Origin of the sequence: Flavobacterium sp. LC2016-12 (genome assembly GCF_015351595.1) — a bacterium.
Lineage (GTDB): Bacteria > Bacteroidota > Bacteroidia > Flavobacteriales > Flavobacteriaceae > Flavobacterium.
Genome location: NZ_JADKPT010000005.1, coordinates 51756 through 65934 on the forward strand (window position 1 = coordinate 51756; position 14179 = coordinate 65934).

Genomic DNA, 14179 nt, shown 5'->3' on the forward strand with positions numbered 1-14179 from the left:
ATTGCCATACATGAAATACCATCTTCTTATTCTTGTTTGTTTTTTAAATTCATTTTTGTATTCTCAAACTCAAAAGAAGAATACAGATAGCATTTCCTATTATAATAAATTAGCAAACTCAAATCTTGATAAGAAAAAGTATAATCAGGCTGTTTTTTATACCAAAAAATCAATCGATTTCTGTCAAACAAGCGGTCAGGGCGAAAATTTAGCCAATCAAACTTTCAAGCTGGGAAAAATTTTCTACAATCAGCAAAATTATGATGAAGCCTTAAAAAACTTTCATAAGAGCGTTTCATTATTTGACAAAGTCAAACCAACCTGTACCAAAATTTTAGCCTTACATTACATTGGCGCCAGTAACACTGCAAAAGGAAATTATGATGTTGCAAATGTTTACTATCAAAAAGCAGATAGTTTACTTAAACAATTAAAACTTGTTGACCATGCTGAAATTTTAGATTATCAAAAAGCAATGGCCTTAAAAGCGAGCAAAAATCTACCTCTTGCGGCAAAAACTTTCCATCAAATAGTAAAAAAACCGGACAATCCAAAAATCCTCAAAACCAAAACAGATTCATATTATCAGCTTGGTTTGATTGAAAGTCAGCTTAAGAGAAACGATTCGGCACTTGTTTATTTCGAGAATGCTTTAGATTATAGTATCAAAAACAATAATTTGGCTCAAAAATCAAAGATCATTTTGGCCATAAGTCAGTACTACAAAAAACATAGAAACTTTGATTTAGCTTACTCTTATTTAGACGAACATTATCAAATCGAGAATTATATTCTTAAATTAAAAAATGCAAAACTAGATCTGAACGAGTACGAAAAGTTCAAAAAAACGCAGTCTATAAACAACACGCTTAAACGTGAAAGCGAGGAAAAAATACAATTAAAAACCTATCGATATTCGAAATTGGTTAGCATTCTGGCTATTGCTTTGATTTCGATTTTATCTCTGTTAAGTCTGGCTTTATACAAAAACAATATCATTCGAAATCAGAATAATTTACTTTTACGAGAAAAAAATAAAGAACTTATTCTTGCTAAAAATAAAGCCGAAAAAGCATCAAAAGCCAGATCAGAATTTTTATCTACAGTAAGTCACGAACTGCGGACGCCGCTGAATGCAATTAACGGAATAACACATTTACTACTCGAAGACAATCCGAAAAAAACTCAGCTAAAGTATTTAGAATCTTTAAAATTTTCAGGAAATTACCTTACTACCTTTATCAACGAAATTCTTGAAATCAATAAAATTGACTCTACTAAAGTAGAGATCGAAAATATAAGCTTTAATTTAAAAGAACTTTTATTTAATATTCAAAGCTCCTTAAAAGAACTGGCGACCGCCAACAAAAACTACTTTAATCTCGAAATTGACGAAACCATTCCGGACAATTTAATTGGAGATCCAACTAAATTATCTCAAATCATTTTAAACTTAATCAATAATGCCCTTAAGTTCACTCAAAATGGGAATGTCAATGTAATTGCAAAATTATATGCCATTGAGGAAGAAACTGCAACCGTTTATTTTGAAATTGTTGACACCGGAATTGGTATTCCAGAAGATAAATTACAAACGGTATTTGAAAGCTTCTCACAAGGCTCTATAGAAGTCAATCGAAAATATGGCGGAACCGGTTTAGGTCTTACCATCGTAAAAAAATTGATTGAACTTTTAGGAGGTGAAATAAAACTAAAAAGTGAAGTTGGAAAAGGATCTACTTTTACATTTAAATTAGATTTTAGTATTAACAAAGAACCTTTAGAAGTGGTTGAAGAAGCAAAACCATATAACGACAAACAATTAAAACACAAATCTATTTTATTGATTGAGGATAACAAAATCAATCAAATGATTACCAGAAAAATGCTGGAAAACAAAGCCATACTCTGCGAAATCCTGGATAATGGCGAAGAAGCTGTAGAACTTTTAAAAGTGAAACGTTTTGACATGGTTTTAATGGATGTACATTTACCAGGCATTAATGGAACAACTGCGACAAAACTTATCAGGGAATTTGATAAAAATACTCCAATTATTGCTTTAACTGCTATTTCTCTTGATGAAAATAGAGAGATGCTATTATCTTTTGGAATGAATGATGTTATTACGAAACCTTTTGTTCCGGATGAATTCTATACTATAATTGCTAAGTTCTTTGATTAGTTTTTTAAGACTATGAGATTCTAAACTGCTAAGATTCTAAGGTTTTATTGACGTACTCTAAAACTGTTGCATCAAAATTTTGTTGGTTACCCATAAAGGTACTTTTTATAGGAAGATAATACAATTGTGAAACCAATTTAGAATCCTTTAGACGCACATAATCTTTTTCTGTAGTAATGATTTTTTTACCTTTTCCTTTGTTTTGAATTTCCTCAAGATCAGAATCCGAAAAATGATGATGATCGGGATATGTAAGGCATTCATCATTTTCATTCTTTAAATAATCAAAAAATGGTTTTGGTTTTGCTATTCCGGCCAAAAGTACTTTTTTATCTGACTTAATATCATTGACTGCAATCTTCTCCTCTTTATTATAAATCGCGTCATCATAATCTATAAAAGTAAAATAGATTTGCTGCGAACAATTTAAATTCAATTTCAATCGAATTTCTTCCTGTTTTTGATCCGACAGATCTTTTGGACATTTGGTTACGACAATAATATTGGCGCGATTTGCTCCGCTTCTACTTTCGCGCAAATTTCCGGTTGGCAACATAAAATCATCTGCATATAAATCTCCATAAGAAGTAAGCAGAATATAAAATCCGGCTTTTACTTTTCGGTGCTGATAAGCATCATCTAGCAGAATTATTTCAGGTTTATTTTTTTGAGAAAGTAATTGCTTTATTCCGTTTGTGCGATTTGCATCAACAGCAACCTGAATATTGGGGAATTTTTGATAAAACTGAAAAGGTTCATCACCAAGAATTTCAGCATTTGAAGTTCCATCAGCCAAAACAAAACCTTCAGATTTACGCTTGTAACCACGGCTTAAAGTTGCGATTTTAAATTTATCAGACAATAATCGAATAAGATATTCTATTTGAGGTGTTTTTCCGGTTCCGCCCACGCTTAGATTTCCAACAGCAATAACCGGAACATCAAATGAAGTTGATTTTAGAATTCCTTTATCGAAAAGAAAATTTCTAATTGAAGTAATGAATCCGTATAAAATGGCAAACGGAAAAAGTATTTTTCGAAGTACATTCATTTTACGAAAGTATAATTTTTTTCGTTAATTTGTTTCAAGTTTCGGGTTCATCGTAAAACATAAAACCTAAAACTTGAAACCTGAAATAAAAAGAAGATGAAAATTAAAGAAATAATTGCAGTTCTGGAAGAAATGGCTCCTTTGGCTTACGCTGAAGATTTTGATAATGTTGGACTTTTAGTTGGCGATTCAGAAGCACAGAGTTCAGGAATTTTAGTCTGTCATGATGCTCTGGAGAATGTAATTAATGAAGCTATTGCAAAAAAATGCAATTTGGTAGTTTGTTTTCACCCTATTTTATTTTCCGGAATCAAAAAAATTACCGGTAAAAATTATGTCGAACGTGCCATTTTAAAAGCGATCAAAAATGATATTGCTATTTATGCCGTCCACACTGCTCTTGACAATCATTCAGAAGGCGTAAATAAAATATTCTGCGATATATTAGGATTGGAAAACACAAAAATCTTAATTCCGAAACAAAATTTCATACAAAAATTAGTTACTTACACTGTCCCTGATAATGCACAAAAAGTACGTCAGGCTCTATTTGATGCTGGTTCGGGAACTATTGGAAATTATGACAATTGCAGTTTTAACTCAAACGGAATTGGAACCTATAAAGGCAATTCTAAAAGTAAACCAGTTGTTGGAAAACGTCATAAATTGACAGAAACCGAGGAAATAAAAATTGAAGTTACTTTTGAAAAACATTTACAATCAAGAATTTTAAAAGCTCTTTTTGATAATCATCTTTATGAAGAAGTAGCCTATGAAATCTATGAGCTTCAAAATTCGCATCAAAATATTGGTTTAGGAATGATTGGAGAATTTGAAAATGCAATGAACGAAAAAGACTTTTTGCTTTTCGTAAAAGATAAAATGATTGCCAACGGAATTCGTCATTCGGCCTTTAGAGGAAAAAAAATAAAGAAAGTTGCGGTTTTGGGAGGTTCTGGAAGTTTTGCTATCAAAAATGCAATTCAGGCTGGTGCCGATGCTTTTTTGACTGCTGATTTAAAATACCATCAGTTTTATGAAGCCGAAAACAAGTTACTTTTAGCAGATATTGGTCATTTTGAGAGTGAACGCTATACAAAAAACTATATTGTTGATTATCTTCGAAAAAAAATCCTTAATTTTGCCATCATTTTATCAGAAGAAAATACAAATCCAGTTAAGTACTTATAGAATATGGCGAATACGAAAGAATTAAGTGTTGAGGACAAGTTAAGAGCAATATACGATTTACAGCTTATTGACTCTAGAATTGACGAAATCAGAAACGTAAGAGGAGAACTTCCTTTAGAAGTTGAAGATTTAGAAGATGAAGTTGCAGGTTTGAGCACTCGTTCAGAGAAACTGAAAAGTGAACTTGAAGTGATTGAAGATCTTATCAAAGCAAAGAAAAATGCTATTGATGAGCACAAAGAGGTTATCAAAAAATACACAAAACAACAAGAATCAGTTCGTAATAACAGAGAATTTAATTCTTTGACTAAAGAGGTTGAATTTCAGGAATTAGAAATTCAATTGGCTGAAAAGCAAATCAAAGAAATGAAAGCTTCTATCGAACATAAAAAAGAAGTTATTTCTAACTTAAAAGAAAAACTTGACGCAAAAAGTTCTCATTTAAAACATAAAAAATCTGAACTTGATGCAATTATGGCTGAAACTCAAAAAGAAGAAATCTTCTTATCTGAGAAATCTGCTGAGTTTTCGGGTCAAATTGAAGAAAGATTATTAGCTGCTTACAACAGAATCAGAAGCAGTGTTCGTAATGGTTTAGCTGTAGTATCTATCGAAAGAGGAGCGTCTGCAGGATCATTCTTTACAATTCCACCTCAAACGCAGGTAGAAATTGCTTCAAGAAAGAAAATCATCACTGATGAGCACTCTGGAAGAATTTTAGTTGACAGCGCATTAGCTGAAGAAGAAAAAGAAAAAATGGAACAATTGTTCTCAAAATTCTAAATAATAGAGTCCCGATTAAATCGGGACTTTTTTTTGCTCATTATTTTTTGCCACAGATTAAAAAGATTACCGCAGATTAAAATTCGCTCAAGCAGTGAGATAAAATCATAGGAATCTTTTTAATCTGTGGCAAACATTTTTCAGCAAGTTTAAAATGATATTTTTTATCTTTAGAAAAAATTAAGTTGTGGGAATTAAAAAGGGAATACGTTTCATTACATTAAAATCGGTCGGACAATATATAAACTTCCTAAGTTACGTTCGTCCTCAAAAAGCAGTTGAACTTTCATACGCGCTTTTTAGTCAGCCACGAATTGGAAAACTGCAAAAAGACACGTTGCCCAAAATCCTAAAAAACACAGAAACAGAAACGTTTCATCACAACGAACATCATTTTCAAACGTATATCTGGAAAGGAAACGAAACTAAAATTCTGCTTGTTCACGGTTGGGAAAGCAACGCTTCGCGCTGGAAAAAAACTTTACCACATCTTCAAAAATCCGGAAGTACTATAATTGCTATCGACGCGCCTGCGCATGGACAAAGCAGCGGAAAAGAATTTAATGTTCCGCTTTACGCTGAATTTATTAATAAGGCAGTTGAGAAATATCAGCCGGAAATTATTATTGGACATTCTATTGGTGGTGCGGCTTGTGTTTACCATCAATATTTATTCCCGAATACCAGCATTAATAAAATGGTAATTTTAGGAGCACCTTCAGAACTAAAAACATTGATTGATAATTACATTTCGATGTTAAGTCTGAACACCAAAATGCTTTCGCTTTTAGAAAGTAAATTCATGACACGTTTCAATTTTAAACTCGAAGATTTCTCAGGGCAAAGATTTGCAGCTGAATTTAATGTTTCAGGATTAATTGCACACGATACTTCAGACAAGATTGTCGCATTTGAGGAAGGTAAAAAAATAGCCAGTAATTGGAAGAATAGTCAATTTATCGAAACTAAAGGTTTGGGGCACGGAATGCATGATGATGAATTGTATGAGAAGGTTCTTGAGTTTTTATTTTCTGAAGGTTCTGAAACACGAAGTCGCTAAGTTTCTCTTCTAATCTAAAATTCTAATAACCTAAGAGATAAAAAATGATAGCTGTAATTTTTGAAGTCATTCCTAACGAAGGAAAAAAAGAAGAATATTTAAATATCGCCTCAAGTTTGAGAGCAGAATTAGATCATATTGAAGGTTTTATTTCGATAGAACGTTTTCAGAGTTTTAGTAATCCTGAAAAGGTTTTATCATTATCCTTTTGGAAGGACGAGGAAAGTATTCAGCAATGGCGAAATTTAGAAATGCATCGTCACGCACAGGCAAAAGGACGAAATGAAGTCTTTAAAGATTATCATTTAAGAATTGCACATGTTGTTCGGGATTATGGGATGTTTGACAGGAAGGAAACGCCTGAAGACAGCGCAGGCTTTCATTCTTGAAAAGGTTCAAAGGCGCAGAGGTTCAAAGGGACAAAGGTTTTTCATTTGATAGCCCACACATTTTGTCTTTCCTACATGATTGCGGAAAACACTAAAATTCTAAGAAGTCTAACAATCTAGAGATCTAAATTCTAAGAAGTCTAAATTTTACCTACTTTTGCAGTATGGAAGAGAATTTAAAACGTCTGAATAAATTTATTGGAGAAACAGGTTATTGTTCTCGTCGCGAAGCGGATAAATTAATTGAAGAAGGACGCGTAACGATAAATGGAGTTGTGCCTGAAATGGGAACTAAAGTTTCGCCAGATGATGAAGTGCGCATCGACGGAAAATTAATCGTGGAGAAACATGAAAAAATGGTTTATCTGGCTTTTAATAAACCGGTTGGAATTGAATGTACCACCAACTTAGAAGTTCGAAATAATATTGTGGATTATATTAATTACCCAAAACGTATTTTTCCGATTGGAAGATTGGATAAAGCGAGTGAAGGATTGATTTTCATGACGAATGATGGTGATATTGTAAACAAGATTTTGCGTGCCAGAAACAATCACGAAAAAGAATATACAGTAACAGTTAACAAACCGATCACAGATCGATTTATAGAACGCATGGGAAATGGTGTTCCGATTTTGGATACTGTTACCAGAAAATGTAAAGTAGAACAAATCAGTAAATACACTTTCAAAATTATTTTGACTCAAGGTTTAAACCGTCAGATTCGTAGGATGTGTGAATATTTGGGTTATGATGTAACGGCTTTGAAACGTATCCGAATTATTAATATTTCTTTAGATGTTCCAGTGGGGCGTTATCGCGATTTGACGGATGATGAAATTAAAGAATTAAATCATTTGATTGAGCCGTCAAGTAAAACGGAAGAAGCAAGTTTGCCAAAAGCGGAAAGTCCTAAAACTGCTCCAACCAGAAGAACAGAATTCATTTCAAAACATGATCCCCGATTTAAGAAAAAAGGAGATTATTAAAATTATAGTATAAAAAAATCCCGCTCAAACGAACGGGATTTTTTTATTACTTTTTACTTCTTATTCAAAAACTCATAATACAACGCTTTCGATAAAAATGTAGTGTTTTGATATTCTTCAATTGTTTCTTCCCTTCTGATTTCGGTTTTTTGTCCGTCTAAATTGTTCTTTAAAAAATAGGCTCTTCGGGCTTCATCATTAAAATTCAAATCGCTTAAAAATACTGGTTCTACGGTTTTATTTACTGAAATATTGTAATTCGTAATTAAATTACCCCAGTTTACATAGCTACATAAAAGAACCGTTCCATAAAAATACCAGACCATTTGATTGATAAGATAAGCGTTTGTTTTTTGCTTTGCAATTTTAAAAAAGACATAAACTAAACCAATAATGGCTAAAATCAGAAAAGCATAAACTCCTAATCGCTTATATGTTAATCCGAAATAGGAAACATATTCTGAATTTTTAATAAAAGCACTTACAATTAAGAGACCATTTAGAAAAATCCACAGCTTAGCCAGTCTTTTAAGAGAAACCGCTTCTTTGTCAAAATTGAATCCTCCTTTGAAATAAAACATGATTACACCAACCGCCATCAAAATCGAAAAGATTACTGAATTTACTCTTTGATGTGTATCGGCACTTAAATTTGATTTTTCTACCACTTCAAAAAACTGTTCGTAATTATAGGTTACGATAAATACCAGAAGCATTACATTCAAAAGTAATAAAGTGATCACACCACTTTTTCTCTCGAAGTCCAGATCAAGAAACGAAAAGGTATTTTGATTTTTGACTTCGGCTATATTGCTGAATTCATTATCCAGCAATTCATTTTTTTCATAACAAACTTCAGGAACCCAATAATTCCAGAAACTAAATGAAATATAGAAACCCAGAATTCCAATTATTATAAGATTTCCAAGATTGATATCTAAAGTGTAATCTGTAAACAAAGAAGAAAAATGATCACTTCCGAAAGAATACACAATAAAAAACAAGATTAAGAAAATAGCCGGGATAACAAAAAAAGCAACCAATTTCTTGGCAAAGTTGTTATGGATTTTTTTTTCCGGAAGCCATTGTTTAAACATTAAAACGCGTCCCAATGAAGTAATTCCGTTTAAAAATACAAGTGGGAACATCTGTACTATTTTCAGTTTTGGATCCTGTGTTTTAAACTGTAAAAAAAGAACAGACAGTGCCAATGCCAGAAAAGAAGCAAAATCTCCATACCAGGCAAAAGCCAGACAAGACAAAACCGATGTAACCACTAAAATCAGATGTGATCTTTCAGAAAAGCGGTCCTGAAAGAAATAACAAACAAAACCCGTTAACACTAATCCAAATATGGCAAGGTTAACGCCTAAATCTTCTTTGTAAAAAAGCAGTAAGAAAATCAAACTGCAAGCTAAAATAATGTGATGTTTTTTCATTGTAATAAATTTAAAAGTACTTTGTATTTCAAAGTAATTAGACAAAAAATTTTGGTTATTAGGATTTCATTAATTTTTCAAGGTACGACAAGTGTTCTTTAAAGGCCAAACGACCTCTTTCGGTAACACTATAAGACGTTTTAGGCTTTTTGCCCACAAACTCTTTCTTTACAACAATATATTCTGATTTTTCAAGCGCTGAGGCATGACTGGCCAGATTACCATCTGTAATATTCAGTAAGGTTTTCATTTCGGTAAAATCTACCCATTCATTCACCATCAGAACTGACATAATACCCAATCTGACACGGCTTTCGAAGTCTTTATTTAATTTATCAATAATTCCCATTGCGTGGATTATTTATACTTTTTGAACATTATTAATCCGTACAAGATATGCAAAATACCAAATCCAATGATCCAAAAAACTAAACCATATCCAATATAAAAAAGAGAAATACATCCTAAAATTAATTGACAATATCCTAAATACTTAATATCCGAGAAGGTATATTTCTCAGCATTTATAAGTGCTAATCCGTAAAAAAGTAAAGTTGCCGGTGCTACTAGACCATAATTTTGATGGTATAAAAGTGATAAACAAAATACACCGCCAACTGTTAATGGAATTGCCAGATTAAAAAGCATTTTTTTAGTTGCCGATGTCCAAATAGGTAAATTGTATTTTTTACTTTTTCTGATGGTAAAAGCCAAACCGAAAACAAATGCACAAATCAAAATAACGATTCCGGTTACAACTAGTTCTGAAACTAATTTTGATGGAATTGTATATACTTCATCACTATATACTTCATCAGCAAAATATTCAATACCGTTTATCTTAAACAATTGATAAACATACAATCCGCCAATTAAAGCAGAAAGTCCTGCAAAAACTCCTGAAAGTCCGCTAAGGGATATAAATCTTGAAGAGCGTTCCATCATGGAACGAATATGTGCTAAATCTTCTTGGTGCTTCTGATTCATAAATAAAGTACTTTGTACTGCAAAGTTATGTTTTATTTTGAAATGACAAGTAGAAAAGGTGATTTTTTTATGGTGCTTTTTTTTTTGATCCCTTTGAATAGGTTTTCTTTATCTAAAATCTGTAATCCCTACGGGATAATTTGCGGTTTCTTGAATGTTTTTTTACCAACATTTAATCTCTACGAGATACTCCGTTAGGAGTTAGATATTGGTAGTAAACAATTATAGCTACTCTTTTTGTCCTGTAGGGACTACATATATTTCCATTCTCAATTAAAAAAGCCGAAAAGAAAATTAGAACTTCTTATTAACGGAGAGTCGCGTGAGGGATAGGAGCTGGCTACCGAAGTAGCGTGGATAGCCCGACCGTATTTGCGAAAGGCGCACATAAGCGGCATGTAAAATAGCGCCTTTTGTAAATACGGTCACGCCCAGATTATAAAACAAGAAAGCCTATTCAAACGAACAGGCCTTATACTTTATTATTTCAATTTTTAATCAAAACCATCTTCTTCTTTTGAAAAGAAACACTCCAAAAGCGGATAGCACGACAGAAACTAAAAGAAGAATCCAAATGCCGTATTTGCTTTCTTCAAGACCATTTGGGACGTTCATTCCGTACAAACTGGCAATTAATGTCGGGATCATTAAAATAATAGAAATTGAAGTCATTTGCTTCATGATGTTATTCATATTATTCGAAATTACTGAGGCGTAAGCGTCCATCATTCCGGTCAGGATATTGCTGTAAATATTGGCCGTATCCTGTGCCTGACTTAATTCGATTTCGACGTCTTCGAGCAAATCTAAATCATAATCTGCTTTATATGCTTTTAGATTTTTAATGCGTTGAAACAAAACATCGTTTGCTTTTAGGGAAGTAATAAAAAATACTAAACATTTTTCGATTTGAAGCAGGGCTTGTAATTCTTCATTTTTAATGGATTTCTCCAAATTATCTTCGGCTAGTTTTATTTTCTGATTAACTTGTTTTAGATACTTTAAGTACCAGACACTTGATGAAAGCAGTAATCTCAAAACCCAGTCGAGATTATCCTTCACCTGAATGTTTTTACGTCTGGAATACAGCATAAAATCATATATAATTTCTGTTTTATAAAAAGTGATTGTCACACAAATATCACCTTTAAAAATTACGCCTAGCGGAATGGTCTGAAAAGGAAGTTTAATGTCATTACTTTTTATAGGAACACGCATGATGATCAGCGTCCAGCCGTCTTCGATTTCGATACGTGGTCTTTCATCGATATCTTCGATATCATTGTAAAATGCTTCGGGAATTTGAAGTTCTTCGAGTAAATATTGTTTTTCTGCTTCTGAAGGATCTTCAATATTAATCCAGCAGTTTGGTGTCCATTTTGGTATTTCTAATAATCCGTTGTTGTTTGTGTAAAAGACTTTCATTTCAAAATACAGGGTTTTATTGCAGCATTTTGAAATTTTCAAAAGCTACTTTAATTTAATACTAACGAATAATAATCGTCCATTGGAGAAGTTTTTTTAAGTGTGGCAAAAGTATCCTTTATTTTTAAAACCCGAAACTTTAAACTATTAATTAAATATTAAAATGAAGAAAGCCTACTCTTTCGAATAGGCTTTCTGTTATTTTTTAAAACAAATTATTTGTTTTTTGCGCTTCTCATTTTTCGTGCTAAAAGTGTATTTTTCAACAACATGGCAATTGTCATTGGTCCTACTCCACCTGGAACCGGCGTGATGAATGATGCTTTTTTGCTTACTCCGTCAAAATCAACGTCACCTTTAATAACATATCCTTTGGCGTTTGATGCATCATCTACGCGAGTAATTCCAACGTCGATAATCACAACTCCGTCTTTAACCATATCTCCTTTTAAAAACTCAGGAACTCCTAAAGCAGTGATAATAATATCAGCATTTTTAGTGAATTCTGCTAAGTTTTTAGTTCGGCTGTGCGTCAAAGTAACTGTTGAGTCTCCTGGATTTCCTTTACGGCTCATTAAGATACTCATTGGACGTCCTACGATATGGCTTCTTCCGATAACTACTGTATGTTTTCCAGCAGTTTCTACTTTGTAACGCTCTAACAATTCCATAATTCCGAATGGCGTTGCAGGAATGAAACTTTCCATTTCAAGTGCCATTCTTCCAAAGTTTGTTGGGTGGAATCCGTCAACATCTTTATCAGGATCAATTGCTAAAAGAATTTTTTGCTCATCGATATGTTTTGGTAAAGGCAACTGAACGATATATCCGTCAAGGTTATCATCTTCGTTTAACTCCTTAATTTTTGCTAATAAAGCTTCTTCAGTAATATCTTCAGGCAAAGCTACCAGCGTTGAATCGAAACCAATTTGCTGGCAAGATTTTACTTTACTTCCTACGTAAGTTAAACTTGCTCCATTGCTCCCCACAATAACTGCTGCTAAATGAGGTACTTTTCCTCCTGCTGCTTTTATGGATTGAACTTCGGCTGCGATTTCGTTTTTAATGTCTTCTGCTGTTTTTTTACCGTCTAGTAGTTGCATTGTGTTTTGTTATTTTTGTTTCAGGTTTAAAGTTTCAAGTTAAACGAAACTCGTATTTACTATATTAAAAAAAGTTTCAAATTTCTGTTTCAAAACCTGAAACCTGAAACTTGAAACTTTTAATTTTATTATCTCGGCATACCGCCTGGCATTCCTTTCATGCCTCCCATCATTTTCATCAGGTTTTTTCCGCCCGGACCTTGCATCATCTTCATCATTTTGCTCATTTGGTCGAATTGCTTCATTAACTGATTTACTTGCTCGACTTTGGTTCCCGAACCTTTAGCGATTCTGGCTTTCCTTTTTACGTCGATAATGGCAGGTTTACTTCTTTCGATTGGCGTCATCGAGTGAATGATTGCTTCAATATGTTTGAAAGCATCATCTTCGATTTCTACATCTTTCATGGCTTTTGAAGCACCTGGTATCATTCCAACCAAGTCTTTCATATTACCCATTTTCTTTACTTGCTGAATTTGCGTTAAGAAATCATCAAAACCAAATTCGTTTTTAGCGATTTTCTTTTGAAGTTTTCTTGCTTCTTCTTCATCAAATTGCTCTTGCGCTCTTTCTACAAGGGACACAACGTCTCCCATACCAAGGATACGCTCGGCCATACGATCTGGATAGAAAACATCAATTGCTTCCATCTTCTCGCCTGTACCTACAAATTTGATTGGTTTGTTTACAACCGATTTAATCGAAATGGCAGCTCCACCACGAGTATCACCATCTAATTTCGTTAAGATAACTCCATCAAAATTTAAGATATCGTTGAAGGCTTTTGCAGTGTTTACAGCATCTTGTCCTGTCATGGCATCCACAACGAACAATGTTTCCTGAGGCTGAATTGCTTTATGAACACGAGCAATTTCATCCATCATTTCTTTGTCTACTGCTAAACGACCAGCCGTATCGACAATAACAACATTGAAACCGTTTGCTTTGGCATGTTTGATTGCGTTTTGAGCAATTTCAACAGGATTTTTATTTTCTGGTTCTGAGTAAACCTCAACACCTATTTGGTCTCCCACAACATGCAACTGGTTAATCGCCGCAGGACGGTAGATATCACACGCTACAAGAAGTGGTTTTTTATTTTTCTTAGTTTTTAAGAAGTTGGCTAATTTTCCTGAGAAAGTTGTTTTACCAGAACCTTGCAATCCTGACATTAAGATCACAGATGGAGTTCCTGAAAGATTAATTCCGGCAACATCGCCACCCATTAATTCTGTCAACTCATCTTTTACCAGCTTCACCAATAATTGTCCTGGCTGAAGCGTTGTTAAAACGTCCTGACCAATTGCTTTTTCTTTTACTTTGGTTGTAAAATCCTTTGCAATTTTAAAGTTAACATCGGCGTCTAATAAGGCACGACGAACTTCTTTCAAGGTATCGGCAACGTTTACTTCTGTAATTTTACCGTGTCCTTTTAATATATGGAACGCTTTATCTAACTTATCACTTAAATTATCAAACATACTATTTTCTTTATTTGAAGTGCAAAGATAATCTAATTAGATATTTCAGGCAATTTTTATTTAGCTGCATTTAACCGCAAGGTTCGCAAAGATCTA

The 14179-nt window shown here is 33.2% G+C and carries 13 protein-coding genes; 6 read left to right on the plus strand and 7 right to left on the minus strand.

Features of this window, described 5'->3' with window-relative positions; translation table 11 throughout:
* The first annotated feature begins 10 nt into the window (after positions 1–10).
* Entirely contained in the window at positions 11–2185 is a 2175-nt protein-coding gene (locus IRZ99_RS09935) for an ATP-binding protein (RefSeq protein WP_194657140.1), read from the plus strand.
* A 28-nt stretch (positions 2186–2213) separates the two neighbouring features.
* Here the strand turns inward: IRZ99_RS09935 and lpxK are convergent, their stop codons facing one another.
* The gene (gene lpxK / locus IRZ99_RS09940) at positions 2214–3236 is read right to left on the minus strand and encodes a tetraacyldisaccharide 4'-kinase (protein ID WP_194657141.1); all 1023 of its coding nucleotides are present in this window, start codon (positions 3234–3236) and stop codon (positions 2214–2216) included.
* 96 nt (positions 3237–3332) lie between these two features.
* On the opposite strand from lpxK, the gene IRZ99_RS09945 reads away from it, so the two are divergent.
* From IRZ99_RS09945 to rluF, 5 genes are all read left to right on the plus strand, one after another.
* On the plus strand, positions 3333–4427 hold the full coding sequence (locus IRZ99_RS09945; protein ID WP_194657142.1) for a Nif3-like dinuclear metal center hexameric protein: 1095 nt from the start codon (positions 3333–3335) through the stop codon (positions 4425–4427).
* A 3-nt stretch (positions 4428–4430) separates the two neighbouring features.
* Positions 4431–5210, plus strand: coding sequence for a zinc ribbon domain-containing protein (locus IRZ99_RS09950; protein WP_072974617.1), 780 nt, complete (start codon positions 4431–4433; stop codon positions 5208–5210).
* A 187-nt stretch (positions 5211–5397) separates the two neighbouring features.
* Positions 5398–6270, plus strand: coding sequence for an alpha/beta fold hydrolase (locus IRZ99_RS09955; RefSeq protein ID WP_194657143.1), 873 nt, complete (start codon positions 5398–5400; stop codon positions 6268–6270).
* Positions 6271–6314: 44 nt separating this feature from the next.
* A complete protein-coding gene (locus tag IRZ99_RS09960; protein WP_194657144.1) occupies positions 6315–6659 on the plus strand; it encodes an antibiotic biosynthesis monooxygenase in 345 nt (114 codons plus the stop codon).
* 164 nt (positions 6660–6823) lie between these two features.
* Positions 6824–7648 (plus strand): 23S rRNA pseudouridine(2604) synthase RluF, encoded by an 825-nt coding sequence (gene rluF / locus IRZ99_RS09965; RefSeq protein ID WP_194657145.1) that lies wholly within the window; start codon positions 6824–6826, stop codon positions 7646–7648.
* A 53-nt stretch (positions 7649–7701) separates the two neighbouring features.
* Here the strand turns inward: rluF and IRZ99_RS09970 are convergent, their stop codons facing one another.
* From IRZ99_RS09970 to ffh, 6 genes are all read right to left on the minus strand, one after another.
* Positions 7702–9087 (minus strand): DUF4173 domain-containing protein, encoded by a 1386-nt coding sequence (locus tag IRZ99_RS09970; RefSeq protein WP_194657146.1) that lies wholly within the window; start codon positions 9085–9087, stop codon positions 7702–7704.
* A gap of 58 nt (positions 9088–9145) precedes the next feature.
* Positions 9146–9436: a transcriptional regulator gene (locus IRZ99_RS09975; protein WP_194657147.1), complete on the minus strand. Its 291-nt coding sequence runs from the start codon at positions 9434–9436 to the stop codon at positions 9146–9148.
* An 8-nt stretch (positions 9437–9444) separates the two neighbouring features.
* Positions 9445–10074: a hypothetical protein gene (locus IRZ99_RS09980; protein ID WP_194657148.1), complete on the minus strand. Its 630-nt coding sequence runs from the start codon at positions 10072–10074 to the stop codon at positions 9445–9447.
* Between the two features lie 498 nt (positions 10075–10572).
* Positions 10573–11499 (minus strand): magnesium transporter CorA family protein, encoded by a 927-nt coding sequence (locus tag IRZ99_RS09985; protein ID WP_194657149.1) that lies wholly within the window; start codon positions 11497–11499, stop codon positions 10573–10575.
* A 215-nt stretch (positions 11500–11714) separates the two neighbouring features.
* Entirely contained in the window at positions 11715–12602 is an 888-nt protein-coding gene (locus IRZ99_RS09990; RefSeq protein WP_072974636.1) for a bifunctional 5,10-methylenetetrahydrofolate dehydrogenase/5,10-methenyltetrahydrofolate cyclohydrolase, read from the minus strand.
* A gap of 128 nt (positions 12603–12730) precedes the next feature.
* Positions 12731–14083 carry a signal recognition particle protein gene (gene ffh, locus IRZ99_RS09995; RefSeq protein ID WP_056195625.1) on the minus strand — a complete coding sequence of 451 codons (1353 nt, stop codon included), beginning with the start codon at positions 14081–14083 and terminating at the stop codon, positions 12731–12733.
* Positions 14084–14179: the final 96 nt, after the last annotated feature.

What these genes read in the sequence shown, in the direction of transcription:
- IRZ99_RS09985 (WP_194657149.1), bottom strand. Translation starts at nt 11,499, where the DNA reads ATGAAAGTCTTTTACACAAACAACAACGGATTATTAGAAATACCAAAA.
- lpxK (WP_194657141.1), bottom strand. Translation starts at nt 3,236, where the DNA reads ATGAATGTACTTCGAAAAATACTTTTTCCGTTTGCCATTTTATACGGA.
- IRZ99_RS09960 (WP_194657144.1), top strand. Translation starts at nt 6,315, where the DNA reads ATGATAGCTGTAATTTTTGAAGTCATTCCTAACGAAGGAAAAAAAGAA.
- IRZ99_RS09990 (WP_072974636.1), bottom strand. Translation starts at nt 12,602, where the DNA reads ATGCAACTACTAGACGGTAAAAAAACAGCAGAAGACATTAAAAACGAA.
- IRZ99_RS09975 (WP_194657147.1), bottom strand. Translation starts at nt 9,436, where the DNA reads ATGGGAATTATTGATAAATTAAATAAAGACTTCGAAAGCCGTGTCAGA.
- IRZ99_RS09970 (WP_194657146.1), bottom strand. Translation starts at nt 9,087, where the DNA reads ATGAAAAAACATCACATTATTTTAGCTTGCAGTTTGATTTTCTTACTG.
- IRZ99_RS09950 (WP_072974617.1), top strand. Translation starts at nt 4,431, where the DNA reads ATGGCGAATACGAAAGAATTAAGTGTTGAGGACAAGTTAAGAGCAATA.
- rluF (WP_194657145.1), top strand. Translation starts at nt 6,824, where the DNA reads ATGGAAGAGAATTTAAAACGTCTGAATAAATTTATTGGAGAAACAGGT.
- IRZ99_RS09945 (WP_194657142.1), top strand. Translation starts at nt 3,333, where the DNA reads ATGAAAATTAAAGAAATAATTGCAGTTCTGGAAGAAATGGCTCCTTTG.
- IRZ99_RS09935 (WP_194657140.1), top strand. Translation starts at nt 11, where the DNA reads ATGAAATACCATCTTCTTATTCTTGTTTGTTTTTTAAATTCATTTTTG.
- ffh (WP_056195625.1), bottom strand. Translation starts at nt 14,083, where the DNA reads ATGTTTGATAATTTAAGTGATAAGTTAGATAAAGCGTTCCATATATTA.
- IRZ99_RS09980 (WP_194657148.1), bottom strand. Translation starts at nt 10,074, where the DNA reads ATGAATCAGAAGCACCAAGAAGATTTAGCACATATTCGTTCCATGATG.